24 protein-coding genes and 2 pseudogenes are annotated in these 25,062 nt (G+C 68.9%); 16 read left to right on the top strand and 10 right to left on the bottom strand.

From position 1 onward, the window contains the following. Positions 1 to 12: 12 nt before the first annotated feature. On the bottom strand, positions 13 to 171 hold the full coding sequence (locus INTCA_RS19770; protein WP_169312902.1) for a hypothetical protein: 159 nt from the start codon (positions 169 to 171) through the stop codon (positions 13 to 15). 59 nt (positions 172 to 230) lie between these two features. On the opposite strand from INTCA_RS19770, the pseudogene INTCA_RS03975 reads away from it, so the two are divergent. Further along, a pseudogene (locus INTCA_RS03975) lies at positions 231 to 607 on the top strand (transposase); the annotation flags it as partial. 285 nt (positions 608 to 892) lie between these two features. Here the strand turns inward: INTCA_RS03975 and INTCA_RS18560 are convergent. Further along, on the bottom strand, positions 893 to 2,695 hold the full coding sequence (locus INTCA_RS18560) for an SGNH/GDSL hydrolase family protein (protein ID WP_114609403.1): 1,803 nt from the start codon (positions 2,693 to 2,695) through the stop codon (positions 893 to 895). A gap of 1,038 nt (positions 2,696 to 3,733) precedes the next feature. Next, positions 3,734 to 5,023 (bottom strand): IS110 family RNA-guided transposase, encoded by a 1,290-nt coding sequence (locus INTCA_RS03965; RefSeq protein WP_013491645.1) that lies wholly within the window; start codon positions 5,021 to 5,023, stop codon positions 3,734 to 3,736. 352 nt (positions 5,024 to 5,375) lie between these two features. Here INTCA_RS03965 and INTCA_RS03960 point away from each other — a divergent pair, with 352 nt between their 5' ends. The 4 genes from INTCA_RS03960 (at position 5,376) to INTCA_RS03945 (ending at position 8,989) form a co-directional block, all read left to right on the top strand. Beyond that, positions 5,376 to 5,699, top strand: a complete 324-nt coding sequence (locus tag INTCA_RS03960; protein WP_041307248.1) for a hypothetical protein — start codon at positions 5,376 to 5,378, stop codon at positions 5,697 to 5,699. Positions 5,700 to 5,788: 89 nt separating this feature from the next. After that, positions 5,789 to 6,889, top strand: coding sequence for a tyrosine-type recombinase/integrase (locus tag INTCA_RS03955; RefSeq protein ID WP_013491644.1), 1,101 nt, complete (start codon positions 5,789 to 5,791; stop codon positions 6,887 to 6,889). A gap of 4 nt (positions 6,890 to 6,893) precedes the next feature. Next, positions 6,894 to 7,217, top strand: a complete 324-nt coding sequence (locus INTCA_RS03950; protein ID WP_013491643.1) for a helix-turn-helix domain-containing protein — start codon at positions 6,894 to 6,896, stop codon at positions 7,215 to 7,217. 215 nt (positions 7,218 to 7,432) lie between these two features. Further along, positions 7,433 to 8,989, top strand: coding sequence for a site-specific integrase (locus INTCA_RS03945; RefSeq protein ID WP_218916286.1), 1,557 nt, complete (start codon positions 7,433 to 7,435; stop codon positions 8,987 to 8,989). A gap of 124 nt (positions 8,990 to 9,113) precedes the next feature. Here the strand turns inward: INTCA_RS03945 and INTCA_RS20075 are convergent, their stop codons facing one another. Next, a complete protein-coding gene (locus INTCA_RS20075; RefSeq protein ID WP_041307246.1) occupies positions 9,114 to 9,353 on the bottom strand; it encodes a hypothetical protein in 240 nt (79 codons plus the stop codon). Positions 9,354 to 9,451: 98 nt separating this feature from the next. Between INTCA_RS20075 and INTCA_RS20070 the strand changes: the two genes are divergently transcribed. From INTCA_RS20070 to INTCA_RS03920, 5 genes and pseudogenes are all read left to right on the top strand, one after another. Further along, complete coding sequence (locus INTCA_RS20070; protein ID WP_041307244.1) at positions 9,452 to 9,730, top strand: tyrosine-type recombinase/integrase; 279 nt, start codon at positions 9,452 to 9,454, stop codon at positions 9,728 to 9,730. A 155-nt stretch (positions 9,731 to 9,885) separates the two neighbouring features. Then, positions 9,886 to 10,668, top strand: a complete 783-nt coding sequence (locus INTCA_RS03930; protein ID WP_342341440.1) for a helix-turn-helix domain-containing protein — start codon at positions 9,886 to 9,888, stop codon at positions 10,666 to 10,668. A 135-nt stretch (positions 10,669 to 10,803) separates the two neighbouring features. Continuing rightward, positions 10,804 to 11,394: a hypothetical protein gene (locus INTCA_RS03925; protein WP_041307243.1), complete on the top strand. Its 591-nt coding sequence runs from the start codon at positions 10,804 to 10,806 to the stop codon at positions 11,392 to 11,394. A gap of 459 nt (positions 11,395 to 11,853) precedes the next feature. Next, a pseudogene (locus INTCA_RS19420) lies at positions 11,854 to 12,019 on the top strand (IS3-like element ISTesp3 family transposase); the annotation flags it as partial. A gap of 530 nt (positions 12,020 to 12,549) precedes the next feature. Then, positions 12,550 to 13,566, top strand: coding sequence for a class I SAM-dependent methyltransferase (locus INTCA_RS03920; protein WP_013491640.1), 1,017 nt, complete (start codon positions 12,550 to 12,552; stop codon positions 13,564 to 13,566). A gap of 11 nt (positions 13,567 to 13,577) precedes the next feature. Here the strand turns inward: INTCA_RS03920 and INTCA_RS03915 are convergent, their stop codons facing one another. Further along, positions 13,578 to 13,979, bottom strand: a complete 402-nt coding sequence (locus tag INTCA_RS03915; protein WP_013491639.1) for a nuclear transport factor 2 family protein — start codon at positions 13,977 to 13,979, stop codon at positions 13,578 to 13,580. A gap of 188 nt (positions 13,980 to 14,167) precedes the next feature. Between INTCA_RS03915 and INTCA_RS03910 the strand changes: the two genes are divergently transcribed. Next, on the top strand, positions 14,168 to 15,052 hold the full coding sequence (locus tag INTCA_RS03910; RefSeq protein WP_013491638.1) for an LLM class flavin-dependent oxidoreductase: 885 nt from the start codon (positions 14,168 to 14,170) through the stop codon (positions 15,050 to 15,052). A 597-nt stretch (positions 15,053 to 15,649) separates the two neighbouring features. Here the strand turns inward: INTCA_RS03910 and INTCA_RS20200 are convergent. Continuing rightward, positions 15,650 to 15,841 (bottom strand): hypothetical protein, encoded by a 192-nt coding sequence (locus INTCA_RS20200; RefSeq protein WP_041307240.1) that lies wholly within the window; start codon positions 15,839 to 15,841, stop codon positions 15,650 to 15,652. A gap of 76 nt (positions 15,842 to 15,917) precedes the next feature. Between INTCA_RS20200 and INTCA_RS03900 the strand changes: the two genes are divergently transcribed. The 3 genes from INTCA_RS03900 to INTCA_RS03890 are packed head-to-tail and all read left to right on the top strand — an operon-like array spanning position 15,918 to position 18,650. Next, positions 15,918 to 16,382, top strand: coding sequence for a pyridoxamine 5'-phosphate oxidase family protein (locus INTCA_RS03900; RefSeq protein WP_083807850.1), 465 nt, complete (start codon positions 15,918 to 15,920; stop codon positions 16,380 to 16,382). A gap of 43 nt (positions 16,383 to 16,425) precedes the next feature. After that, positions 16,426 to 17,100: a precorrin-8X methylmutase gene (locus tag INTCA_RS03895; RefSeq protein ID WP_013491635.1), complete on the top strand. Its 675-nt coding sequence runs from the start codon at positions 16,426 to 16,428 to the stop codon at positions 17,098 to 17,100. Beyond that, entirely contained in the window at positions 17,097 to 18,650 is a 1,554-nt protein-coding gene (locus tag INTCA_RS03890) for a precorrin-2 C(20)-methyltransferase (RefSeq protein ID WP_013491634.1), read from the top strand. Before INTCA_RS03895 ends, INTCA_RS03890 begins: the two co-directional genes overlap by 4 nt. Positions 18,651 to 18,733: 83 nt before the next feature. Here the strand turns inward: INTCA_RS03890 and INTCA_RS03885 are convergent, their stop codons facing one another. Further along, a complete protein-coding gene (locus INTCA_RS03885) occupies positions 18,734 to 19,072 on the bottom strand; it encodes a NifB/NifX family molybdenum-iron cluster-binding protein (protein ID WP_013491633.1) in 339 nt (112 codons plus the stop codon). 89 nt (positions 19,073 to 19,161) lie between these two features. Continuing rightward, on the bottom strand, positions 19,162 to 20,706 hold the full coding sequence (locus tag INTCA_RS03880; protein ID WP_041307237.1) for a CYTH and CHAD domain-containing protein: 1,545 nt from the start codon (positions 20,704 to 20,706) through the stop codon (positions 19,162 to 19,164). 214 nt (positions 20,707 to 20,920) lie between these two features. Between INTCA_RS03880 and INTCA_RS03875 the strand changes: the two genes are divergently transcribed. Together INTCA_RS03875 and INTCA_RS03870 are read left to right on the top strand one after the other, a co-directional pair. Beyond that, the gene (locus tag INTCA_RS03875) at positions 20,921 to 23,263 is read left to right on the top strand and encodes a molybdopterin oxidoreductase family protein (protein WP_013491631.1); all 2,343 of its coding nucleotides are present in this window, start codon (positions 20,921 to 20,923) and stop codon (positions 23,261 to 23,263) included. Beyond that, a complete protein-coding gene (locus INTCA_RS03870) occupies positions 23,260 to 23,751 on the top strand; it encodes a hypothetical protein (RefSeq protein WP_013491630.1) in 492 nt (163 codons plus the stop codon). The genes INTCA_RS03875 and INTCA_RS03870 overlap by 4 nt, the downstream gene beginning before the upstream one ends. A 92-nt stretch (positions 23,752 to 23,843) precedes the next feature. Here the strand turns inward: INTCA_RS03870 and INTCA_RS03865 are convergent, their stop codons facing one another. Both INTCA_RS03865 and INTCA_RS03860 read right to left on the bottom strand, forming a co-directional pair. Continuing rightward, the gene (locus tag INTCA_RS03865; protein WP_013491629.1) at positions 23,844 to 24,290 is read right to left on the bottom strand and encodes a hypothetical protein; all 447 of its coding nucleotides are present in this window, start codon (positions 24,288 to 24,290) and stop codon (positions 23,844 to 23,846) included. Positions 24,291 to 24,405: 115 nt separating this feature from the next. Then, positions 24,406 to 25,050, bottom strand: coding sequence for a CueP family metal-binding protein (locus tag INTCA_RS03860; protein WP_234423920.1), 645 nt, complete (start codon positions 25,048 to 25,050; stop codon positions 24,406 to 24,408). Between the last annotated feature and the right edge of the window lie 12 nt (positions 25,051 to 25,062).

Below are 25,062 nucleotides of genomic sequence, written 5' to 3'. Positions count from 1 at the left end.
AGCTGGACTCACTCACGGCGGCACAACCCACGCACCGTGTCCTTGGGCAACCGCAACCTGCTCCCAATGCGCGGCGCGCACCTTCGTCAGCGACCCCCCGTACTCCGGCAACTGCTCCTGGACCATCCTGACCGCCCGCTCTTTCGTGGCGGCGTCGTACTTCTTTGGCATGCCATGCATCGTTCTGCGGAGAGACAATGCGGCAACAAGTCCCCGATCGCTTCATCCTCCTGTTCGTCGCCGAAGAGCAGGTTGGGGTGGAGGCCACCTGGGGGTCTACCAGCGGATGATCGCTGCGTACAGCGACCCCGACCGCGCCCGGGCCAGGGCAGGGATGCCCGCGCTCGTCGACTGGGTGCGGCGGGGACATCGCCGCCGCAATAGCGCAGTTACCCGGCTCGGCCGGACCCTGGCCCAGCGCGCCGGCGACGTGCGCGCGTACTTTCAGCGTCCGGGCACCAGCACCGGACCCACTGAAGCGCTCAACGAGCGCCTGGAGCACCTGCGCGGCTCCGCCCTCGGCTTCCGAACCTTGACCTACTACATCGCCAGATCACTGCTCGAGACTGGCGGCTTCAAACCGTCGCTACACCGTCGTTTGGGATGAGCCTGTTAGAGGCCGGGCCGCGGTTTCATCGTTGGCTCCCGGGTTACCAAGGCCCCGATCGACCTCGCCTCGCACTTCCGGTGGCAGGAGTCGGGTGGGACGGGGGCGCATGCCGTCCCTCGGTGGGCACCGACTCGGCCGCCACGGGGAGGGACCCCGGCATCGTCCTCGAGGACGACGCAGCCGGCCGAGCCTCGTGGGTACAGCGTGGGGAACGGCCAGGCGCGACGGGTCTGCGACACCATCGCGCCTGGCCGGCGCGCTCATCTCGTTGCGGCTAGAGCGTCACGAGGGGGTTTTATTGAGGGCTTTCGCGACGGCAAGTTCGTATGCCTTCTGTCCGTCAGCCGTTGGATGCAGACTGCGGCTATCCAGATCGTCCTTGCCGGATCCCGTAACCAAGAAGATCCAGGGCTCCGAGTCACCTATCGCATGGCCAGTGAACTCGGCCGCTACGTCCGCGTACTGGACGTTCGGATCATTCATGCCCTCGGCTGCCGCCCGAATCCCTTGATTTGCCTCCGCGATCTTGCTCCGGATCCACGACGCCGGTCCCTTTCGGATGAGGATATTTGTTGGGCCAACGCGGCCAATCGTGAGGTAGGAGGATCCTGGCGCATCCCAGACGTAGCCATTCTTGTCGCTCAGCAACTGGGGGTAGCCGGCGATGATGATCTTGGCGTCTGGGGCTGCGCGCTTCTTGATCTCTTTGAGAATCGCTGACCAAGAGTGGATCGGCTTTGCTTGCCCATAGGCGCGTGCCGGTGAATCCCCAAACAAGGGGAACGTGCTAGCACTCGCAGTTCCCTTCAATGCCTGCATTCGGGAGTCAACGATAGACGAGAGGGACTTCTCGTAAAACCGGGGTGGATTGGGCGCCCACAACTTCACCTTTGTGTTCTGGCAACTCGGGACCCAAGCGATGAGATTGGCAGCACATGCCGAAACAATATCGACAAAACCTACATCATTGCCGCCCATAGTTAGCGTGACCAGTTTGGTCTGGCTGGTGATCGCATCCAGTTGCGGGTCTTCAGGTGCAGACCCATCCAGCTTCATGTTCACGGCGTTGTTTGGTGCAAACAGATCATTCGTGATGGACCCGCTGCAAGCGACAAACATTGGGAGGGGTGGCTTCGTGTAATACCGGTCGTGTAGGACGTAAGAGTAGGCTTGGTCCGACCTGTGGCATACATTGTGGTTCGGCTCGGAAATCGACGGCTGGTCGGTCCCCGGAAGGTAAGGGCTGAGCCCCTCTCCTGCTGAATATGAATCGCCCAGCGCCACGTACTCGTGCGTCGTCCCCGCAGGCAGAGTTCGGGGGAGCCCGTCAGGGTCCCACGGCTGCAGCAGCTCAAGGAGCCAGATGCGGTTTAGATGCACTGCCCCGGACGAGGAGGTTGCGTCGAACCCTCCCCATCCCATGTCATCCTTGTCGAGCCCTGAGTAGATAACCAAGCCTTGTCCGAGCTTCGCGTAGGCGTGAGCCGGCCCGTTGACTCCCAGTACGTTCGTCGCCTTGAGGTCAACGAACCAGTTGGGGTCGTAGGTGGTGAAGACGTTAGCGTCCCCCACCGCGTCCGTCCCTGTCGAGACGGCGACAGTGTCGACGTAGAGCGGGGACTGAGGATCGGTGCTGCTGAGCGTATTGTTCTCGACGTCAGTGAGCGTGCCGCTGGCTCCAGCTGCGCCTGGATTGCTCGTCTTAAACGGCAGTGCGAACTTCGAGTAGTCGGTGCTGGTGCACTCGGAGTCCCAGATAATAAGCTTCCCGCCGGCCTGCACGAAGCCTTCGACGCGTGCCTTGAAGATTGCGTTGCTTAAGAACGTGTCGATGTCGCAGATGCCGTTGAAGACCACTGTGTCGAACCCAGTAAGCGGGTTCGCGACGTCTTGGACAATGGAGTCGGGAGCCACGTCTGTGAACGTCGGAACGTAGCCGTCGGGGAAGCCCATCGTGGGTAGGAAGCCGCCGTTATTGACGCGGCCCGACGAGTTCGGCACCAGAGCGACGGAAACGCTCCTCGGGTACGTTGCGGCTGCGGCGGTAGGCGCGGCGACGATGCTTATGGGCAGCACCGTAGACACCAGGGCAGTAGTTGTGAAAGCTAATAGGCTCGTGCGACGTGCACGTAGAGACACGGATCCTCCCTGAGTTGCATGGACGCGTCGGTGCGCCACGAGGACAGTACTGCCGACGGGTACCTCTGGCTCGTGGTTCCGGGAAACTCGTGTTTCATTGACCTGTGTCTGAGCCTCTGTGACACATCGGGCGGGGAATACCCGGCCAGGCTCGGGTCGTGGTCATGACGGAACCGCTCCAGCAGGTCTGGAGACTCCGATCCTTGGGAGGGCTGGAGTCATGCCAGGAGACACACGCAGGCGGTACCCGTCTGAGTTGAAGGCTCGGGCGGTGCGGAGGTACGCCGAGTTCCGCCCGTGCATGAGAGGGCTGTCGAGCCGCACCCTGTGCGGCCCGACCGGGCAACGTGCTCCTGGCCTCCGTCACGGCATGCTCGTCCAGTGTTCTCGCTAGTGATTGCGATTGAGGTAGCCAACGATCGCAAGGCACAGCGGCACATAAAGCACAGCTGCGACCAGCCACCAGCCCGATCCCTCCAACCCAGCGAAATGAAGAACCTTGCCGGAACGAGGACGAGCATTGCGAGCAGGCGGGTCCCGATGAACTCGCGGTACTTCATCCATCACCTGTTCGCCGCGTACCAAGGAACCAAGGCCGCACCCGACTCTACGCGGGCACCGCCATCACTTCGCCAGCGGCCCGAAACGCAAGGCAACAGCTTGCGTCCGTCACAGGGCTGCCATGGGTGCGTCTACTTTGGCGTTTGGGCAGTCCGGGCCGGCAGCCCGGCGCAGAGGTCTGCCGCTGGGTCCTGCTCGAACTCGTATGCACACTCGCCGCACATCCCGTCGAGCTCGTTTCCCGTGCCCGGGTGCTCAAGCCACGGGTGACGACACTCGGGACAATCGCCCAAGCGGCGTAACGGTCGGAGGGGTTCTCGGCGCTCCCTACGTCGTGCCAAGTAGCCACTCACGAGAGTGAGCATGCCGGACTTGCCACGTGGGTGTACGGCGAGGGTGCGTCACTCCGGCTCCCCTCTGTCGTCAAGGGGCCGGGATCGGCTCTTTCGAGTGTGCGCCGGCGCTGGTCGCCGTCAAGGTCGTTCGTCCGGTGGGGCGCTCCACCTTGACGGCTCCGGCGCGTCGTCGCGTCATCTGGGGAGCCGAGCCCGGGTGGGGGTTCGCACGGGCCACGGCGGCCGGTAGCGTGGTAGGTGCGGGTCCGGGAAGTGGCTGATCCGAAGTGTCGATGTGCGGGGGCAGGTCGACCGCGCTGGATTCTTGAGTCGCCCCGCAGTGCCCTCCCGGGCCCGTTTCAACGGCACGGGCGTCGGCGACGAGCTGGCGGTAGAGGGCGTCGGAGATCCTGCGCTTGAGGCACCTGATCGCCTCGAGGGGCTTCTTGCCCTCGGCGAGCTTGCGCCGGTAGTAGGTCCGGCCCTCGCTGGCGAGTCGGATCTGGCTGATCGCGGCGATGTGGATCATGTGGTTCATCCGCCGGTTCCCGGCCCGCGACAGCCGGTGTCGGTCCTGCTCGCCGGAGGACGCGTCCAACGGGGCGGTACCGGTCCAGGACGCGAACCGGTTCCGGTCGGCGAACCGCGCCACGTCACCGACGTCGGCCAACGTGCGCGCGGCGACCACCGGGCCGACGCCGCGCAGGTCCATCAGGTGCGACCCGCGGGACAAGACGATCGCCTTCAGCTCCTTGCTCAGCGCCTTGGTCTTCTTGTCGGCCGCGACCAACTCGGTCAGCTGCTCGACCGCGAGCCGGCGCCGGGTCTTGCCGGCCAGGTCCCGGGGCCGCACCGAAGCGAGGATTGCCTTGGCCTGCAAGGCGGTCAGGTCCTTCTTCGCCTTCCCGGGGGTCAGCTCGGAGAGCAGCCGCTGCAACCGGTTGACGGTCTGCACGCGTTGCCGGGTCAGCTCCTCCCGGCGGTCGACGAGCATCCGCAGCGCCTCGAGCTCGCTGTCGTAGGACAGCACCCGCAACCCCGGAGTGCGCACCGCGACGACCGCGACGGCGTGCGCGTCGTGGGCGTCGGTCTTGCGGTTGTGGCCGGTGTCGAGCAACCGGGCCCGGGCCGACAACTTCGCGGGGACGTCCACGACGTGCTCACCGTCGGCGAGCAGCCGCTGCGCCAGCGGCCGGCCGGCGCCGTTGCTGCCCTCGACCGCCCAGACCCGCTCCGGCCACCCCCGCACCTGCTTGCGCATCGCGGCGTACCCGGCCTTGTCGGTGGCGAACCGACCCGTGCCCAGCACGCTCTCGTGGTCATCGACGACCTCGATCGTCACCGACAGCTTGTGGGGATCGACCCCCATGAACACCATCGCAATCTCGACACCTCGTCCTCGTCTCGTCGTGCACTTGCAGGGATCGCGAGGCGGGCATTGCTGTTACGAGCAGGGCAGTCCCCTCTGGAGCCACACCTCGTCACGGCACCCGGCGGGATGCAAACCGAAAGAGAGCCACACCGATCACACTGGTGGGCAGCCGCGAGAAGAGCAGCCCACCGGGCACCTGGAACCGAGTCTGGCCGGACACCGGTCCCGCCGACAATCGTCTAACAGCCGCGAGCGGACGCGACTGGAGCGGTCTAGTTTCGAGGAGTCCGGCTGCCCGGCTGCGGTGGCGGCGAGCGGGGTCTGGGCCGCTTGTCTTCTCGCCGCGTGAGGTGAGGCCATGTCCAGCCCAACAACGCTGCTGCCGTTCCAGCCGGCGGCGATGTCGACCGCTCAGCTCGCGGCCGTGTCGTATCTCGCCCGCTACGCCGGGCACACCCACGTCCTGTACGCCTACCAGCTGCGGGAGTGGTTCTCCTGGTGCGAGGGCAACGGGCTCGACCCGCTGGTCGGGGTCCAACGAGCGCATGTCGAGCTCTACATCCGCGGCCTTGGTGACCGAGGCCTGATGGACTCCACGGTCGTTATTTCAGTTGCCTCAGGTTCGATCCACGGGGAACAGCCTTGGCACGTCTGTGACCTGCTGCGATGCAGCCCGGCTTGATCCCGAACACGCCTCGACAGATCCTCAGGATTCCTGACGCTGATGCTAGGTTTCAGAGCTAGCACCTCATTTCGTGAAGCGGGGGTTCGATGACACTGGCAGTGGTCCGCTCGGTGGACTCGGCCCGAAGCCTGCACGGCAGTCTGGACGTCGAGGCGTTCGAGCAGGAGATGATCGACCAGTACTCGCTGGCGTCGGCCGCGGCGGGGACCCTGGACGCGACGACCGCGGCGGACCGCTCGGTCGTCTTCGAGTTCGCGCGGTTCCTGGGTGCCCCGTTGTGGAGCGCGCAGCCCGAGGACGCCGACCGCTACTTGCGCGCGGCACGTCGTGAGCGCCGGCTGGCCACCTCGACCGTGGCGGGCAAGGCAACAGCGTTGGCGAAGTTCTACGAGTTCGTGATCGCCCGCTACCAGGGCGACATCCATGCGCTGTTCGGGCAGGTCGTCACCCAGCCGATCGACGAGTTCAACCGGCCGCGCGCCGTTGCCGCGGCAACCGCAGCGCGTATCCCGCCGACGACCGACGAGGTCGGCGCCCTGTTCGCCTCCTGGGGCCAGGCGCTGCCCGTGGCCCGCAAGTACCTGCCGGCGGCCCGGGACTACCTCGCGGCCTCGCTGTGGCGACGAGTCGGGCTGCGGATCAACGAAACCGTGATGCTCGACATCGGCGACTGGCACCCCGACCTCGGTGCCCACGGCAAGCTGCATGTGCGACACGGCAAGGGCAGCCGCGGCCGCGGCGCCAAGATCCGCATCGTGCCGGCCATCGACGAGGTCGACGCGCTGCTGGAGTGGTGGCTGACCGACGTACGCCACCAGTTCGGCGACGATGCCGACGACCCGAGCGCGCCACTGCTGCCGAGCGAACGACGAGACGCGATGACCGGGCACGCCACCCGGATCGGCGCCGAGGCATTGCGCGCCGGCCTCGGGCACGCCGTGCAGGCGTGGCTGCCGACGTGGACCGGTCGGCTCACCCCGCACGTGCTGCGCCACTACTGCGCGTCCCATCTGTACCAGCAAGGCATGAGCCTCAAGGCGATCCAAGAGCTGATGGGACACAGCTGGCTCTCCACGACCACCCAGTACATCCACGTCCACTCCACCCATATCGAGGCGTCCTGGGCTGCTGCGAACCAGCGGACCCTGGACCGCCTCGGGACCATGACCACCCGCCAGGAGCGATGAACCGATGCGTTGGAACATGCGGATGAAGGCCGCCGAGGCCGGGATCTGGAAGTCGACCGAGCTACGCCGGATGCTGGCCGAGGCCGGCCTGGACATCAGCGCCGGGAAGATGTCGGGGCTGTGGACCGGCACCCCGACCACGATCCGGCTGGACGATCTCGACGTGATCTGCTTCGTCCTCGGCTGCACCCCAGCCGACCTGCTGATCTGCGAGCCCGAGGCAGTCGCCGCCCGCAAGCCCGCCACGAAGACGACGGCCAACGCGCGAACCGCCTCATCCGGCCGGCGCCGTACCCCGGGCCGGAGCCGGAGCCAGCCACCGGCATGACCGCCCCGCCCATGTGCCAAGGCTGCAGCCGTAGGCCCGAGGCATACCGGAAGCGAGGCTGGTGCTACGACTGCAAGCCGGGATCCAAGGGCAGGCCGCTGCCATGCCGCCGCTGTGGGCGGGACGGCGACTACTGGTCCAGTGGGCTGTGCCGCCTGTGCCACCCGCTCGCCCCGCAAGCGCCTGACTCCTGTCGCGACTGTCTCGCCTGGGGCGTGACCCGGCTGCGAGGCCGGCTCTGCCTGGCCTGCACGGCATGGCGCTACGCTCACCCCGGGGCCGGCGAATGCATCTGCTGCCACAGGGAGCTCGCGGTCAACCAGCACCAGGCGTGCCGGCTGTGCTGGGCCCAGACCTTCACCCGTCAGGCCCAGCTCGGTCTTCCTCGCGACGTCCTGAGCGCCAACCAGGCCGGCCAGCAGCTGTGGTTCGCGAACATGACCAACCCCCGCAACGGCTACCGGCCTCACCCCCGGCGGGACTACCGCCGGCCCCGGGACCAGCGCCACCCGGTCGAGGAGGACCCCACCGCCGGTGAACCAGCCGCCCCTACTGCCCCGGGCCCGGGCCAGCTCGACCTGTTCGCGTACCACCCCATCGAGGATCCAGCCCGCCGGTACGGGTTCGGTGACCCGCCCAGCAGCCGGTTCGCGGCGCTGCTCGACCAGCTCACCCTCGAGCACGCCGCCCGCTACGGCTGGACCACCCGGCAGACCAAAGAGACGCGGATCACGTTGCGGGTGCTGCAAGCCCGGTCCCGTCTCTATGGACCGCCCGTCAGGGCAACCGATGTTCAACAACTGATCGAGGACGGGCTGCGGGTCCGGTTGCCGATGGCAGTCCTGACCGAGGCCGACCTGCTGTTCGATGACCGTCCTCCGAGGCTGGTCACCTGGTTCACACGGCAGCTGCACGGCCTGCCCGAAGCGATGGCCAGCGAGCTGCAGACCTGGTTCGAGGTCCTGCACCACGGCAGCACAGTCCCGCCACGCAGCCATCCCCGCAGCGAGGGCACCATCAGGACCCGCACCTTGTGGGCCATGCCCACCCTGCGGGCCTGGGCCGCGGACGGGCACCACTCCCTGCGCGAGATCACACGCTCCGACATCCTCGCCGTGCTCCCCGGCGAGGGCACCCCCCGGGCCACTCTCGGTGCCGCCCTGCGCTCGATATTCACCACCCTCAAGGGCCACCGGCTCCTGTTCGTCAACCCGACCGCGCGGATTCGGGTCGGCACCCTCGAGCGGCGCACCCCGATGCCCATCGCCACCGCCGCCATCCGGGCCGCGTTCGACTCCGACGACCCCGCCACCGCCGCCATCACCACGCTGATCGGCATCCACGGGCTGCGCCCCCGGGAGGCCTGCGCCCTGCACCTGTTCGAGGTCCGCGACAACCGGATCACGCTGCCCGATCGGAGCATCCTGCTGGCCCCGGCGACCAAGGCCCGGCTCGACCGGTACCTCGCCTACCGACGCGAGCGGTGGCCGGGCTGCATCAACCCGCACTTCCTCATCCATGCCAGGTCGGCCGCCACCCCCGAGCAGGTCCGCGTCCCCTGGCTCACCGACAAGCTCGGCATGTCCGCAGACGCCTTGCGCCAGGACCGGATCCTGGCCGAGGCGAACGCCGGCAGCGACCTGCGCCGCATCTGCGACTTCTTCGGCGTCACAATCGAGACCGCCGAGCACTACGCGCGCACCGTGAGCCACCCCGACCTGGACGCCTTCACCACCGACCCCGCGGGTTCGCGAACCGACACACCCCAATGAGCGTCTCACCGCGACCCCACCCTTGAGTTCCCGCCACGACGGGCTTCAGTTTTCGTGAACTCGTGGGAAACGACGATGATGCACGGCGTACGCGGATTCTTCCGCTTCGCCCACATCGACGGGGTCATCGCCGCGGACCCGGCCGGTCTACGCTCGGCTGCCGAAAGTCCACCGCGACGAGACCGGCATCCAGGGCCTGGACCGGCTCGAGCTGATCCGGTTCCTGCAGGTCGCCCAGACCATCACCGTGCACCACGGCGCCTTGGCCTACCTGCTTGGCATCAACGTTCTCCGAGCGTCCGAAGCGGCGGCGGTCCGGATCGAGGACTACGCCGACACGCTGCGCGGGCACCGCGTCCTGCATTTGGTCGGCAAGGGCAACAAGCCCGCCACCATGCGGGTGACGGTCCCCGTGCTACGAGCGCTGGAAGCCTGCCGCGGCCAGCGCACATCGGGACGCTGGTGCTGCGACCGGTCTCCGGGAAGCCGAGCGACCGACGCGACGTCTACCGGATGGTCGCGAGGATCGCGAAGGCCGCCGGGATCCCGCGCCACATCAGCCCCCACTCGCTGCGGCACGCCGCGATCACCAACGCCTTGGACGCCGGAGTCCCACTGCGCGACGCGCAAATCCTGCCCCGCCACGCCGACCCGCGCACGACCGAGCACTACGACCGCGCCCGGGGCAACCTCGACCGGCACGGCGTCCCCTTCCTGACCGCCTACGTTGCCGGAGTCTGATCCCCCGGTTGCTGCCGGCGTCGATGTCACCAGCCAGGGACAGCCCTCCCAGGCAGGTGGGGCGCCGATGGGTACGCGACCCCGACGCTGCCAGCACGCGCATGATTGCCGGAACCCTATAAGATGCAATAGTATTGCAGCAAACCTAGGCGGACGTGAAGGGAAGGCGCAACGTGGCTGGTAGGTATGTGAGCGTAGCCGAGGCTGCTCAGATGCTCGGTGTCCACTCGCAGCGCGTCCATCAGCGCATACGACAAGGCTCGCTGGCCGCTGAGAAGATCGGGAACCAGTGGGCCATGGAGAGGGACGAACTGCGTCGCCTTAAGCACCACGCCGGACCGGGGCGTCCCCTGTCGGCCAAGTCCGCTTGGGACCTGCTCGCAGTCGCGGCTGGCGACGAGGCTTCCTCTGGCCTCAGCCCCTCGGCCCGATCCCGCGCCCGCTCGCGGCTGCGGAACCTGCTAGTCCACGGGTCCTCGGCTGACCTCGAGGAGGCCGCGGCCCACATCGTGAAGGCTCTGCGCAACCGGGCTGAGCGAGCCCTGTTCGCCGCTTCCCCGCGGGACCTGCCGGACCTCCGCGAAGACAACCGCGTTCACCTCTCCGGTGTCTCGCTGCACGAGTCGGGCCTCTCCTTCGGCGACGTGGCCGAAGCATATGTGTCCTCCGACAATCTCAACGCCCTCGTCGATGACTACCTGCTCTCTCCCGCTCCGCGCTCTCGCGCCAACGTCATCCTGCACGTGGTGCCCTCGGATGCCGCGAATCCGCTCCACGAGGCGCTCGACGACGCTGCTCGCTCCCCGCTCGCGCTCGCTGCCGACTTGGCCGAGCACGATGGCCTCCGCGAGAAGAGCCAAGCCATCCGCTGCCTTGCCGACCTGGACTTCCGACTCGTCGCCCGCGCAGCAGGAGTCGTCGGAGCGAGCCGTGACTGAAGCCGTGCAACTACCCGCCCTGAGTGAGGCCCAGAAGCAGTCCTGGCACGCCCTGATGGACCTCTATGAGCAGGTGAACTCCAACTGGACCCTCATTGGCGGTCAGCTCGTGCACCTGCACTGCGCCGAGCGGGCGTGTCCCCCACCCGTCCGACCAACGACGTCGACACGGTCGTCAACATCCACGCCTCCCCAACGATCCTCGCGACCTTCACCGGCGCGCTGAAGGACCTGGGCTTCACCGCCGACATCTCCGGCGACGGCACCCAGCACCGCTGGCGTCGCGAGCTTGCCCAGATCGACGTCCTGATCCCCGAAGGCGTCGGCGAACGTGCCGCCGCGAGCACCGGCGCCGCGGGCGCCCCGACCATCCCGTCGGCCGGCACCACTCAGGCCCTCAGCCGCAGCGAGCCCGTCCTCGTACTGGTTGAGGGCCGAACCGGCACGGTGCTGCGCCCCAACATCGTCGGAGCCCTCGTGGCAAAGGCCGCTGCCCGGACCGAGATTCCCTCGGACAGGGCCAACGCGCGTCACTGCGCCGACTTCGTCGTGCTGGCCAGCCTCATATCGGCTCGCGACTTCCGAGAGACTGAACTGGTGAATAAGGACCGCACACGACTGCGGAAAATGCTCATCAGCTGCCGAAAAGACGACTCCGCGATGGCCGCAGAGAATGCCGCCGAGGCCCTCGAGCGACTCGAGCGCGCGGCGAGGCTCAACGGCTGAGCCGCAATGACCTCCACCTCCCTGTCCCTCTCCTTCTTGATCATCTTCTTCCTCATCATGATGACGATCACCCTTCAGGACAGCCTGTCCTGTATCGCCGCTCCATATACCGACGATCGCCCAAAAAGGGTCAACGTAACGCGGTGTCGGGCGGCGACCGAACGCCTAGCAAGTCCCGTGAACCGCCCTCACGCCTTCTCGCGTCCACGCCTGCCACGGGGAACACCCGGTGCGTCACTTCAGCCGCGTGAAGGTCCACCCGAGAGCGCTCAAGCACGGAGTCTCCTGCGAGGATGCGATCCAAGCCGCAGAATGGTCGCTGTGGATCGAGCCTCTTGATGACCGCGCGGCCCGAGCGAGAGTTGCGCCTGGGCTTCGACACCGGAGCCCGCCTGCTGGAGACCGTGGTGCTGGTCCTTGACGGCGGTGACGACCGGAACAGTTGCGGACGGATCGTGCTACGTCGGGGACATCCCCTATCTGCCGATCGCCGGCGGCACGAACCTCTCTCTGGCCACCGTGATCGACTGCCATGCGCACCGAGCTCCTCCTCGAGGCGCTCAAAGCGGCCGCGGTGACGCGCGGCAGCCTGACCGGTGCGATCTTCCACTCCGACCACGGATCCAGCGGCCTCCGGGACCGTCAGCGGCTCGAAGGGCCCGTGATCCTCCGCGAGGCCAGCTCCTCGGCGCTGATCTCACCCGAGCGCCTCGGCACGTTGCTCACCGTTCAAGTCAACCAGCGGGCTGCGTCGCTCGATCAGCACGATGTCGCGTCACATGTCACGGTGCCGGCTATCCGTTTTCGCGTGCCGACATCGCGGAGGCCTTTGCTGCGGTGCAGGGCGAGGCTTGCGACATTCGTGGGGAAGACGGCCGAGTCAAAGTTGGCCCAGTCGGGGCACTCGGGTCTCGAGCGTCGCCTCCCCTGTCGATGCCGAGCTGGTAGATCCGCAGGACGGCCTCGGCGTGCCCCTCGGTCATCGGTACGACGTCCACGCTGCCCCAGCCACGGGGCAGCGAGCGCTGACAGGACAGACTCGATGATCGCCGGTGGAGATTAGCCGGTGGTGCTTCAATCGAGGGAAGGCCACGCTCTGCCGGCCGGCACCTGCTGGAAGGCCTCGTGGCAGCTCTCCGAGGGAGGGAGACGGCGATGACCGACGAACAGCAGGGTTTCGGGAAGTTCGCGCAGGACCTGTTCGGCTGGTACTCGATCACGATGCTGGCCCTCGGCGCTCGAACCGGTCTGCTCGAGGCACTGCTCTCCGGCGGCGGCACCGTGGACGAGATCAGCCAGCAGGCGGGCACCGATCTACGCAACACGTTGGAGTGGCTGCGTGCCCTCACGGCCGCCGGCCATGTCGAGGTCGAGGGCGACCGCTTCCACGCCACGGAGCAGACCCGGGCAGTGATGGGCCCGGGATTCCCCAGTGATGTTCGCGGCGTGCTCGCGTTCGTGGACGGCATGTCCGAGGTCATGGATGACGTGGCCGCCGCCGTGGTGTCGGGGCGGGGGGTGGGGCCGGGCGTCTACGACCACGCCTTCGGGCCGGCGGTCGGCCGTATCAACACCCCCACGTACTCGGCCGCCTTGGTCGACGAGTGGATCGCCGGCGTGGACGGAGTCGGCGACGCGCTCCGTGAGGGAGGCGCGATCGCCGACATCGCGTGCGGGAACGGCGATGCCGTGGGCCTGGCCGCGCGGGCGTTCCCTCGTGCCCACGTGGTGGGCTTCGACGTCGTCGTCGCTCAGGGTGAGCAGCAAGCCGAGCTCCCGGGAAACGCCGAGCTGCGGGTCGCCGACGCGGAGCAGCTGCCGCGCGACCGCACCTATGACCTCGTCATGTGCCTCGATGCCTTCCACCACCTCGGAGATCCCGTCAAGGTCGCCTTCGAGGTGCATGCCGTGCTCCGCCCGGGCGGTGCGTTCATGGTCGTCGAGCCGACGATGACTGGTGATCTCGCGGTGGACGCGCGCGAACCCTTCTCCGTCGTCATCTACGCGTCAATGCTGCTCTGGTGCCTCCAGGAGAACTTGGCTGCGGGCGGCGCGGGACACGGTGCAGATGGGCCTGACTGGGTCGTCGACGCGCTGTCTCGAGGTGGCTTCGGCACCGTGACCGTGAGGCCCTCCGAGACCGGCTACAACGTCATCACCGGCATCGCGTGACCCGAGGGTGGTCACACCTTTGCCGATGCCTGTGGCTCCGACCCGCCCCAGTAGGCCCATGTCCAGCGGTCGCCGTCGCGCTGGAAGACGCCCGTCGTCCAGTACGGGACGACCTCGTCGATCCCGTCCCGAACGACATGCACCGATCCGAGGATCTGCGCCCAGGCGACCTCACCTCGTCGCCAGACCGTGACGGTCTCCGGCGTCCAGCGCAGGCCCCACGACGAGACCGCGCTCGCGGCGGCCACCGCCTCCTCCGGGCCGGTCCAGAGCTCGCCCTGGCCTGAGCCCGCGATGGCGATGTCTTCGGCACTGAAGAGCTCGCTGACCTCGGATCCGGGAGTGGACATGGCCGCGTACGTCTGCTCGACAAGGGCGCGGATGGCGAGCCCGGTCTCGTGGTCGGCGATCATGCCTCGAATGTAGACGCCGCGACCCACAAGGGGGTAGGCATCCGGCAGCGGCCCTGAACAGGACCGCACGAGCCACACGAAGGAGGATGGGCGCGCGCTAGCGGCCCGTCCCCGAACCGACGTGGCCATTCAGGCCCCGCGCAGCCGGGTGAGCGTCCACAATCGAGGTATCGACCGAGGAGGCTCTGATGAGGCTGGGCGCACTGGTGCTGCAGACACGACCCTGGCAGGACTTCTCGAAGGTGAGCCGGCAGATCGAGGCCTTCGGCTTCGACGTGCTCTACGTCGCCGACCACCTGACCCACCCGAGCGTGCCCGGACGTTGGCTCGCCGACGGGTGGACCATCTTGGCGGCGGCGGCGACGATCACCGATCGGCTGGAGCTCGGACCGCTGGTGTCCTCCGCTGCCTTCAGGACCCCGGTGCCGCTGGCGCGCGCGGCCGCAACGGTGAACGACATCAGCGGCGGGCGGGTCGTCCTCGGCCTCGGTGCCGGCACATTGCACGACGCCGCGGCCGACCGGGGGAAGGCGGTTCCGTTCGGCCGGTTGAGCGCCCGCTTCGCAGAGACGGCGGAGGCACTGGCAGCGCTCTGGGAGGGCGCGCCGGAGTGGCACGGCTCGGAGGTGGGCTTCAGCGGGCTGCAGACGCTGCCGTTGCCACCGGGGACGGAGCGGCCCTTCCTGCTGGTCGCCGCGCACGGCCCGCGCGGCTTCGATCTCGCGGCACGCTACGGCGACGGGTGGAGCACCTTCGGTGGACCGGAGATCGGGGGACAGAGCGCCGCGGAGTACTGGTCGACGTTGCGGCAGCAGGCCGCCGGTGTCGAGGCGGCGTGCGAGCGCCACGGGAGGGACGTGGCGCAGATGCGCAGGTCGCTGCTCCTCGGCTTCGGCGCGGTCCGTCCCGGTGACGACGTCCAGGGATACGTGGACGCCGCCGAGCGTGCCCGCGATGCCGGCTTCGACGAGCTGGTCCTCCCGTGGACCGACGGCAAGCCTGGGGATGTGTTCTGGGCGGAGACCGCCACCTTCGAGCAGGCGGTGTCGGCCATCCGGTCTCGGCTCGGCTGACGCTGACCGACCGAGAATCTCTTCACCGAGACCAGGCGGCGAGGGAACGAATCGTCTGGACCGTGTCGATCTCCTCCACCGGCTTGTCGTCCGATGGCGCAGGACGCGCGCGAATCTCCCGGCCGTCAGGAACGCTCCGGCCACGTCGCGTGAAACGGGGAGGCTAGCGCACTAGACGACGGGAGCAACGGGGGTCTTCGGCTAGGACGACGTCGCCATGGTCTGACTTCAGACAGCTGGCTGGTTGCCTGCATTCTTCGGCGTCGAGCCACCGTCCATCGAGGGACCTGTAGCCGACGTTCTTCGGCCGGTGCCGACATGCGGTAGCCAAGTTTGTATCCTGCCGTTTGGCGAGTGAAGAAGTCGGGCCACAGCAATCTCGCGGACACGGGGTCAAGGGAGTCGGACCTGCCCCACTTCGCCGCGTAGCACTCGGGTGAGTCGGGCGCTCTGCAGGGGATGGATCTGGTCGAGGAGGGCGCCGAGGTGATCCCTCTGACCTCGATGCCGCTAGCGGGTTTGACCTCCAGCGGGGTCAGGATGGGAGGACCTCCCCGGGTGGATCGGGGGTGGTCGCCGTCTTTGTTCCTCCTTCGATCAGTGATGGTCGCCGATCTCGACGTCTTCCGCGGGTGTCCAGGTGAAGCAGATCCGCCACTGCTGGTTGATGCGGATGCTGTACGGGTTCCATCCGGTCGTCGGAACATTCGACTCAGACTTCATCTCCTCGGTGTTCACATCGACCTGTTGGTCGACGCAGCGCACGGCGAGTGCTCGGACTGAGGGCATCCCGCGTGATTGCGCGTCCATCCGCGGGCTCCGGGGCGCGCGGGTCTCGGATCTGCCGGAGAGTCGTTGTGCGGAAATGGGGCAGAGCGCCGCAAAGTGGTGCTCGTGCCGATGGGAAGATGGTTGCGTGACTGCGTGGGTACCCGACTGGGACGACTTCCCGGAATCGCTCTTGGAGTTCTGGAGCGAACGTCACCTGTGCACCCTGACAACGTTGCGCATCGACGGTAGGCCACACGTGACCCCGGTCGGCGTGGCTCTCGATGTCGAGTGGCAGTGTGCCTGGGTCATCACGTCCCGGAGCTCGCTCAAGGCGGTCCACGCCTCGGCCGACCCCAGGGTCGCGGCCTGCCAGGTGGCCGGGCGCCGGTGGTCGACCATCGAGGGGACGGTCGAGGTGAGGTCGGATCCTGCCTCGATTCGACGCGCGGAGGAGCGATACGCCGTGCGGTACCGGACACCAAGGCCCAATCCGTCACGGGTGGCGTTGCGGATCCAGGTCGACCGGTTCCTGCGGTCCTCTGGATTGACTTCGCAGTAGGCGCCGCAACGACGGCCGACGGGGCGCCCTACGATGGCGGCCAATGTCTGCGCACTCCTCACCCCCCACCGCGTCTCCACCGACCCGTCGCTACGCCTACGAGACGGACGGCCAGGAGATCTACCGCCGGTCGTTCGCCACGATCCGCGCCGAGGCGCGGCTCGACCACCTGCCCGAGGACGCCCGGGTCGTGGCCGTCCGGATGGTCCACGCGAGCGGCGACGTCGCCCTCACCGAGCACATCGCCGTCCACCCCCGCGTCGTCGCCGCCGCGCGGATGGCCCTCGACGAGGGAGCGCCGATCTTCACGGATGCCCGGATGATCGCCTCGGGCATCACGCGGGCCCGCCTGCCCCGCGACAACGAGGTCGTGTGCACCCTGAGGGACGACCGGGTCCCCGACCTGGCCCGCGCCTGGGGCACCACGCGGTCCGCGGCAGCCGTGTCCCTGTGGGGGGATCGCCTCGAGGGGGCCGTCGTCGCCATCGGCAACGCACCGACGGCCCTCTTCCACCTCCTCGAGCTCATCGCGGACGGCGGCCCCCGCCCGGCGGCGATCATCGGTGCGCCCGTGGGCTTCATCGGCTCGGCGGAGTCCAAGGTGGCGCTCGCCGACAACCCGTTCGGCGTCCCGTGGCTCGTCGTCCACGGGCGCCGCGGCGGATCGGCGCTGGCCGCGTCCGCCCTCAACGCCCTGGCCCGCGAGGAGGAGCTGTGAAGCGCACCGCCGGGTGGCTCCGAGGTGTCGGGGTCGGCCCCGGCGACCCGGAACTCGTCACCATCAAGGCCGCTCGGATCATCCGGGCCGCGGACGTCGTCGCGTTCCACAGCGGCCCGAAGGGTGACTCGATCGCTCGCCGGATCGCAGCCCGGTACTTCCGCCACGATGCCGTCGAGGAGTTGCTCGCCTACCCCGTCACGACGGGAGCGACCGACCATCCGCTCGGCTACCACGGGTTGATGGCGGACTTCTACGATGAGTCGGCCGCGCGTCTCGCGGCGCACCTCGACGCGGGCCGCAACGTCGCGGTGATCGCCGAGGGCGACCCGCTCTTCTACGGCACCTACATGTACCTCCACGACCGCCTCGCGGACCGCTATGACTCCGAGGTCGTCCCGGGAGTCACCTCGGTGAGCGGTTCCGCGGCCGCCGTCGCGACCGGGCTGTGCCGGCACGAGGACGTCCTCACCATCCTTCCCGGCACGCTGCCGGTCCCCGAGCTGGCTCGCCGCCTCGCCGACACCGAGGCCGCGGTCGTCATGAAGCTCGGCCGCACCTTCCCCGCCGTCGTCGAGGCGCTCCGCCAGGCGGGCCGGCTCGAGGACGCGCGCTACGTCGAGCGCGCGACCTCGTCGGTCGAGCGGGTCCTCCCCGTGACGGAGGTCGACCCCGCCAGCGTCCCGTACATGTCGATGGTCGTCGTGCCTGGCCGGGACCTCCGCAACGACTCAGCCGGGCGCGCGACGATTCCGTATGCCGCTGAGCCGGCTCAGCGGCATACGGAATCGTCGGGTGGGGGGCTGGGTGAGGTCGTCGTCGTGGGACTCGGCCCGGGACCCGACCGGTGGCTGACGCCCGAGGCGAGCGCCGTGCTCGCGGAGGTCGACCACGTGGTGGGCTACGCGCCCTACGTCGACCGGGTGCCACAGCGGCCCGGGCTCACGAGGCACCCATCGGGCAACACGGTCGAGGTGGATCGTGCCCGCCACGCGCTCGAGCTGGCCAGGTCCGGCGACCGGGTCGCGGTCGTGTCCGGCGGCGACGCCGGCGTCTTCGGGATGGCAGCAGCGGTGTTCGAGGCCGCGGAGGACCCTGCCTTCGCCGAGGTGCCGGTGCGGGTCGTCCCGGGAGTCACCGCGGCGCAGGCCGTGGCGGCCCGCGCGGGGGCCCCGCTCGGCGGCGACTTCGCGGTCATGTCCCTGTCCGACCGGCTCAAGCCGTGGTCCGTGATCGAGCGCCGCCTCCGCGCGGCCGCCGACGCGGACCTCGTCCTCGCGATCTACAACCCGGCGTCGCGCACCCGGACCGAGCAGGTCGCGCTCGCCCAGGACGTGCTGCTCGAGGTCCGCGGGCCGGACACGGTCGTCGTCGTGGGCCGGGACGTCGGGCGCGCGGAGGAGTCGCTGACGGTGACGACGCTCGGCGCCCTCTCCCCGGAGACGATCGACATGAAGTGCCTGCTCATCATCGGGGCCAGCGGGACCCGGGTCACCGCCGAGGGCAGGGTCTGGACGCCGCGGTTCGTCCCTGAGCCGGCCGCCGTCTGAGACAGACGACCCCGGCGCCCTCGGGCGTTTCCGCCGTGCCGCACCGGCCCAGGGTCTGGGCGGCCAGGAGGTCACCCAGGAAGTCAGCCAGAAGCGGTCCCGGCGGCCGTGACCACGGCCTGCCGGGCGTCCCCGTGGGCGCCTTGGACGAGGCGCAGGCCCATCGTGCCGAGCATCCGCTGCATCCCGAGCCCGACGTGCTCGGTCACGACGACCTCGATGCCCTGCTCCTTGAGGAAGGTGGCGATCCGCGCGTGGTGCGAGCCCTCGGTCCCCTCGCCGTGCAGGGAGTCCCACCCGACCGGCACCTCGGTCCACGATGTGATCTGCCCGTCGGTCACGTCGGCCACTGCAACGCGGGCCGCGCGCCCCAGGCCGCCCCCCACGGTGTCGCCGGGCCCGAGCGTTGTCATGACGATCATTGCGAACTCCTCTCGTTGCTCACCACGGTAGTGCGGGGCCCTGCAGCTCCCCCGGCGGGGTCGACGGCAGGATGGGCCGCAACTGCGACCTAGCCCAGCCAGTGGTTCAGGTGCTTGCGCCGGAGCCGCTTCCAGGCCCGGTCGAAGTCGGCCTCGGCCCTGACGGCGCGCGCCTCCTCCACACCGTGCAGCCGCCCGAACGTGAAGGCGTTCTCACCGCCGAGGTGCGCCTGCATCCCGAGCTCTCGCAGCCGTTCGCGAGCGACGACGGAGTCCTGGTGGACACCCAGGGCCTCCTGCACCTTCTTGGCGGAGGCTGCCAGGGAGCGGGCCTTCTTCCCGAGGACCGGCCGGGCCATCTCACCCGCATACCGGAGGCGCTTGGCCTTCTTGCGGGCCTCGTGGAAGGCGACGTCGCGCTCGCCGGGTTCCCCTGCCGCATCGATGTCACGGACCGCCCGCCGCAGCCGCTTGGCGTCCCGGCGCAGCAGTCCCTTCACGACCTGCTCGGCCGCCTCCTCACTCCCGGATGTCAGAGGCGGGGACTCGATGAGCCGGTCGAGGGCGTCGAGCAGCCGGAGGTAGCGGTCGCCGTCCAGCGCCTCCACCGCACGATCGCGACCGGCGAGGTAGGCCGCTCCCAGCTCGTCGTCGATGCGGGCGGCCACCGAGCCGACGACCAGCTCCGCCGGCTGGTCGGACAGGACCTCGGCGAGGTGCTCGCGGAGGACCTGCGCGTCGCGAGCCGGGGCCAGCTGCTCGCCGAGCCAGCGCAGCTCGTCCCGCACCGGCTCGGTGGCCGCTCCGTCGAGCTGTGGACGCCACGTCGCGAGGGCCGAGCGGAGTCGCCGCCCGGCGATCCGAAGCTTGTGGATGCCCTCAGGACGGCCCGCCCGCACCGCGGAATCCTGCCTGTGCAGCTTGGCGGTGTGCTCGGCGAGGTGGGCAGAGAAGAGTGCGCGCGCCGATCCCGTCGGTGCGTGCTCCGAGCCGGGCGGCTCGGCGGGCGGCAGATCACCGAGCGCGCGGAGCAGCTTCGACCCCGAGGCAGCTGGTGCGGCGCCTGCCGCAAGCAGCTGCTCCTCGACGACGTCGAGCAGCGCCTCCACCCCCTGGTCGAGCTCCAGCTCCCACTCCCGCCAGGATTGGACGAGGCTGTCGCGCGAGCCGGGTCCCCCTGTCCCGTCGAGCCGTTCGGCGCGCACCTGGTCGTCGCAGACGGTGGCGATGACACCTCCCGCGGCGTCGTGGAGGGCGTACTCGCGGCGCGCCGTGGCGAGGCGGACCACCGGTTGGAGTGGCCGGTCCCGCACCATGGCGCGAATGGGGGCGACGAGCGCGTCCGGCACCTGCTCCCCGGCGTCCCCGAGCGGTTCGTGCACCTCCGTTCGGGTGTCACTCACTCTGGGCAGCTTGAGGTGCCAGCCTGCATCGTGCCCGCCGGTGCGACGCCGCAGCGTGACCCCGTGGCGAGCCAGGTCGAGATCGGCCGTGTCGAAGTACACCGCCTCGAGATCGAGCTCCTCGGGCTGACCCACGTGTGCCACGCCCTCAACCTCGGCCAGGTTGGGGAAGACGGTCCCCGCTTCCACGTCGTACTTCCGCTCGATCTCGTCGTGCTGCGAACCGCCCATACTCCTCATGTTCCCTCAGCGCCGCCGCCCAATCGGCAGTGCGCCGAACGGGCGTTCCACCCGCGTTCGTGTCTTGAGCCGCGCGGGTAAGTCCCCGGCATGACGGCAGACGGGCGTCACCGCCGCATCCACGTCCGCCGAGGCCGGGTGAGCGCACGAGTCTGACGCGGCCCAGCCGCAGGAGCAGCAACAGGAGCAGGAGGAGGTTCGTTCGATGAGCATCAACCGCATCGAGGACGTCTGGGGGCCGCGGACCCCACACCTGCCGGGGGACCCGTGGCCCGCCCGGGTCGACATGTACCTGGACGAGGGCGTCCGGGAGTCGGACGTCGAATGGCATCAGTCCGCCTGTGTCCTGTGTTCGAACGGCTGCGGCATCGACATCGCGGTCCAGGGTGGCCGGATGGTCGGGGTCCGGGGCCGTGAGCAGGACCGGGTCAACCACGGGAGACTCGGCCCCAAGGGCCTCTTCGGGTGGCAGGCGAACCGGTCGCCGGACCGCCTCACCACTCCTCTGGTCCGGGACGGTGGCGAGCTGCGGGCGGCCTCGTGGGACGAAGCGATGAACCTCGTGGTCGAGCGCAGCCGCGAGGTCCTCAGACGTCACGGGCCACTCGGGATGGGCTTCTTCACGAGCGGGCAGCTCTTCCTGGAGGACTACTACACCTTGGGCCTCATCGTCCGCGGCGGCATCGGCACACCACACCTCGACGCGAACACCCGGCTCTGCACCGCGACGTCGGACTTCGCCCTCAAGGAGTCCTTCGGCACCGATGGGGACCCGGGCAGCCTCGCCGACTTCGATCTCTGCGACACCCTCTTCCTCGTGGGCCACAACATGGCCGAGACGCACACCGTGCTCTGGGCGCGGGTGCTCGACCGGCTCGAGGGACCGGAGCCACCGCGGCTCGTCGTCGTCGACCCGCGCCGCACGGCGGTGGCCGAACGAGCCGAGGTCCACCTGGCCGTCAGGCCCGGCACCAACCTCGCGCTGCTGAACGGCATCCAGGCCGCGCTCATCCGCAACGGCATGGTCGACACCGACTTCGTGGACCAGCACACGATCGGCTTCGACCGTCTCGCGGAGGTCGTCGCGGCCTACGACCCCGACACGGTGGCGGGGATCTGCGGGGTGGCGGCAGCGGACATCGAGCGCGCGGCCCGGGTCATCGGCGAAGCGCAGCGCCTCGTGTCCACCTGCCTCCAGGGCGTCTACCAGTCCCACGAGGCGACGGCCTCCGCCTGCCAGGTCAACAACATCACCCTGCTCCGCGGCATGATCGGCAAGCCGGGGTGCTCGGTCTTCCAGCTGAACGGACAGCCGACCGCGCAGAACACCCGGGAGACCGGCGCGGACGGCGACCTCGTCGGCATGCGGAACTGGCAGAACCCCCAGCATGTGGCCGACCTGGCTCGGCTGTGGAACGTCGAGCCCGCCCAGATCCCCTCCTGGGCTCCGCCGACGCACATCATGCAGATCATGCGCTACGCCGAAGAGGGGTCGATCCGATTCCTCTGGGTGTCGGGCACGAACCCCGCGGTCTCGCTCCCGGAGCTGCACCGGATCCGCTCGATCCTCAAGCAGGACAGGCTCTTCCTCGTGGTGAGTGACGCGTTCCTGACCGAGACCGCAGCCTTGGCGGACGTCGTGCTGCCGGCCGCCCTGTGGGGCGAGAAGGTGGGCACGTACACGAACCACGATCGGACCGTGCACCTCTCCGAGCGTGCGGTCCAGCCGCCGGGAGAGGCCAAGCCCGACCTCGAGATCTTCCTGTCGTATGCCGCTGGGCTGGGTCTGCAGGACAAGGACGGTCAGCCGTTGGTCAAGTGGAGTACACCGGAGGAGTGCTTCGAGGCCTTCAAGGAGGTCACGCGGGGACGCCCCTGCGACTACAGCGGGCTGAGCTACGCCAAGCTGCGCGGCGGCTCGGGGATCCAGTGGCCCTGCACCGAGTCGGCACCCGAGGGGACGGAGCGGCTCTACACCGACCATCGGTTCAACACCGACACCGCGTACTGCGAGGACTACGGCCATGACTTGACGACGGGGGCGGCCTTCGAGCGCAAGGACCACGCCGACCTCGGCGCGGCGGGCCGCGCGATCCTCAAGGCGGCCCACCACCACCCGCCGCACGAACCGCCGAGCGAGGAGCGCCCGTTCCTCTTCACGAGCGGCCGAACGACGTACCACTTCCACACCCGCACGAAGACGGGCCGGGCCCGGCAGCTCCAGGATGCGGCACCGCGTCCGTGGGTCGAGCTGGCCGCCGCTGACGCGGAGGCGCTCGGCATCGTCGAGGGCGACCTGGTCCGCGTCGAGTCGGCTCGCGGGCACCTCGAGGCTCCGGCCCGGCTCACCGGCTCCCGCGAAGGGGTGGTGTTCGCGCCCTTCCACTACGGCTACCGGGACCGACTCGGCGACACGTCGTCAAGCGACGCCCCCGAGCAGGCCCACCCGACCGCGGCGAACGAGCTGACCTTGACCGCCTGGGACCCGGTCTCCAAGCAGCCGCAGGTCAAGCTCGCCGCCGTCAGTGTCAAGAAGATGACGTCATGAAGCTCGACAAGGCAGTGGGCCTCGTCCGGGAGGCCGAGGAGGGCCTCGCAAAGACACTGGCGACGTTGGGCGGACGTCATGCGACCGAGCACGACGTCTATCACATGTCACACGCCCTGGCGGAGCGCTGCCGGGAGCACCTCGCGAAGCTCACGCCCTTTGCCGAGGACCTGGGCGCCTCCCTTCCCGACTCAGAGGCGGGAACGTCGCCCGGAGGAGCGGCGGACACGCTCCGCCGCATGGCCAGCACGGTCCTCGGGCGCTCGGAGGCCACCGGGATGATGCTCGTCATCGACCTCCGGGACGCCTACCTCATGGCCCAGCGTGCCGAGATCAGCTGGGTGATCCTGCTGCAGGCCGCGAAGGCCGCCCGGCAGGCGAACCTGGAGCAGGTCGCCACGTCCTACCGTGAGGAGGCGGAGGGCACCGCCAAGTGGCTCCGCACCCACCTCAAGACCAGCTCGCCGCAGGTGTTCGCCACTGACTGACGCGGGGCCAGCACCGCGAAGGGCGGTGCCAGCCGGAGCTGGCACCGCCCTCCTGCTCACCCGCGGCCGGCGGGTGGGCGCTCATTCCCGGATCAGACCGTCGCGGCCGGAGCCCGGTCGTGGACGACGTCCCGTCGGCTGAGGCTCATCAGCGCCCAACCGATGAGGAGCAGCACCAGTCCGATCCCCATGGCCATCGCGGCGACACCGAAGGCGACGACCGAGGTGAAGAGGGAGGCTCGCAGGAACGACGCCGACATCGCCGTCTGACGCAGCGGGTCCTCACGGTCCAGCTGCGCGTAGGTCTTGCCACCGGTGGCCTCGAGCGCGTGCTTGTCGATGACCTGGGCCTGGGCATAGGCCGAGAAGGGGCCATCCACCTTGTCGCCGGCGAGCATCGAGGAATCCTCCGCGACGGTGATCTTCGCAGCCTTGAGTTCGTTGTGAACCATGTAGTACGTGACGCCGCCGGCGACGATCATCAGGATGCCGACGATGGCGACGATCATGCCGAGGGTCCTTGCGGTACGGCTTGCCATGCGAGTTCCTCTCTGGGGTTCAGCTGATGCGACTCAGTATGGCCCTCAACGGGACTCGCCCGGTGGATTACCGAACCGTACTGGGCGTGTTCCCGGTCTGGGAGAGCGACGTGGCTCAGATGAGCTTGAGCGTGGCGAGGCAGGTCGCCGCTTCCTTGTCGGTGGAGATCGCCGACGTGGCCGTCCGTCCCGCCTGCGTCACGGTGATGGTGCCCTTGATGTCGCGCGGCAGCCAGAAGCCGACGAAGCCGTTGGCGTAGATCTTCTGCGGACCCTCCACCAAGGTCTTACCGGCCGAGTCGACGATCTTGACGTCGACGTCCTGTCCAGCGAGCTCGCCGGTGCAGGTGGTCAGGCTGTGGTAGAAGCAGTCGTGCGTCTGGTTCACGTAGGGCGCGACGGAGAGGTAGAACTTGTCGCCGGGAAGGGCGACCTCGGTCTCGGTCCCACCGTCCTTGAGGACGAGCTTGTCGTAGCGGACCGACGCGAAGATGTCCTTGTTGCGGTCGGTCGCCTGGTCGAGGCCGGTCACGACGTCCGTGGCGCTGCGCCCGGACATCCCGAGCTTGGCGAGGATCGCCTCGGCTTCGGAGCCGGCAACCGCTGCTGCAGCGGGTGCGCCCGGAGCCGCGGTGCCCGGGTCGTCCGCGCCGCTGGCACAGCCGGCGACGAGCACGAGCGAGGCCATTCCTGCGGCGACCCAGGCGAGGCGGCGACGGGATCGGGTCGGACGGTGGGCTGAGAGCTGCTGCTGGTTCACGGCACCACTCTC

The organism is Intrasporangium calvum DSM 43043 (assembly GCF_000184685.1).
Lineage (GTDB): Bacteria > Actinomycetota > Actinomycetes > Actinomycetales > Dermatophilaceae > Intrasporangium > Intrasporangium calvum.
The sequence above is the reverse complement of the archived record's forward strand: the minus strand, read 5'-3'. Positions and strand labels throughout refer to the sequence as shown.

Bases quoted from the DNA above. Each gene is read 5' to 3' on its own strand.
- INTCA_RS19770 (WP_169312902.1), bottom strand. From the start codon at position 171: ATGCCAAAGAAGTACGACGCCGCCACGAAAGAGCGGGCGGTCAGGATG.
- INTCA_RS20200 (WP_041307240.1), bottom strand. From the start codon at position 15,841: ATGCCCTCAGTCCGAGCACTCGCCGTGCGCTGCGTCGACCAACAGGTC.
- INTCA_RS03915 (WP_013491639.1), bottom strand. From the start codon at position 13,979: ATGATCGCCGACCACGAGACCGGGCTCGCCATCCGCGCCCTTGTCGAG.
- INTCA_RS03895 (WP_013491635.1), top strand. From the start codon at position 16,426: ATGTCTGCGCACTCCTCACCCCCCACCGCGTCTCCACCGACCCGTCGC.
- INTCA_RS03950 (WP_013491643.1), top strand. From the start codon at position 6,894: ATGCGTTGGAACATGCGGATGAAGGCCGCCGAGGCCGGGATCTGGAAG.
- INTCA_RS03870 (WP_013491630.1), top strand. From the start codon at position 23,260: ATGAAGCTCGACAAGGCAGTGGGCCTCGTCCGGGAGGCCGAGGAGGGC.
- INTCA_RS03885 (WP_013491633.1), bottom strand. From the start codon at position 19,072: ATGATCGTCATGACAACGCTCGGGCCCGGCGACACCGTGGGGGGCGGC.
- INTCA_RS03880 (WP_041307237.1), bottom strand. From the start codon at position 20,706: ATGGGCGGTTCGCAGCACGACGAGATCGAGCGGAAGTACGACGTGGAA.
- INTCA_RS03955 (WP_013491644.1), top strand. From the start codon at position 5,789: ATGACACTGGCAGTGGTCCGCTCGGTGGACTCGGCCCGAAGCCTGCAC.
- INTCA_RS03900 (WP_083807850.1), top strand. From the start codon at position 15,918: ATGGGGCAGAGCGCCGCAAAGTGGTGCTCGTGCCGATGGGAAGATGGT.
- INTCA_RS03910 (WP_013491638.1), top strand. From the start codon at position 14,168: ATGAGGCTGGGCGCACTGGTGCTGCAGACACGACCCTGGCAGGACTTC.
- INTCA_RS20075 (WP_041307246.1), bottom strand. From the start codon at position 9,353: ATGCAGGACGCGGTGCCCGCGCAGCGTGTCGGCGTAGTCCTCGATCCG.
- INTCA_RS03965 (WP_013491645.1), bottom strand. From the start codon at position 5,023: ATGGTGTTCATGGGGGTCGATCCCCACAAGCTGTCGGTGACGATCGAG.
- INTCA_RS03865 (WP_013491629.1), bottom strand. From the start codon at position 24,290: ATGGCAAGCCGTACCGCAAGGACCCTCGGCATGATCGTCGCCATCGTC.
- INTCA_RS03875 (WP_013491631.1), top strand. From the start codon at position 20,921: ATGAGCATCAACCGCATCGAGGACGTCTGGGGGCCGCGGACCCCACAC.
- INTCA_RS03920 (WP_013491640.1), top strand. From the start codon at position 12,550: ATGACCGACGAACAGCAGGGTTTCGGGAAGTTCGCGCAGGACCTGTTC.
- INTCA_RS03960 (WP_041307248.1), top strand. From the start codon at position 5,376: ATGTCCAGCCCAACAACGCTGCTGCCGTTCCAGCCGGCGGCGATGTCG.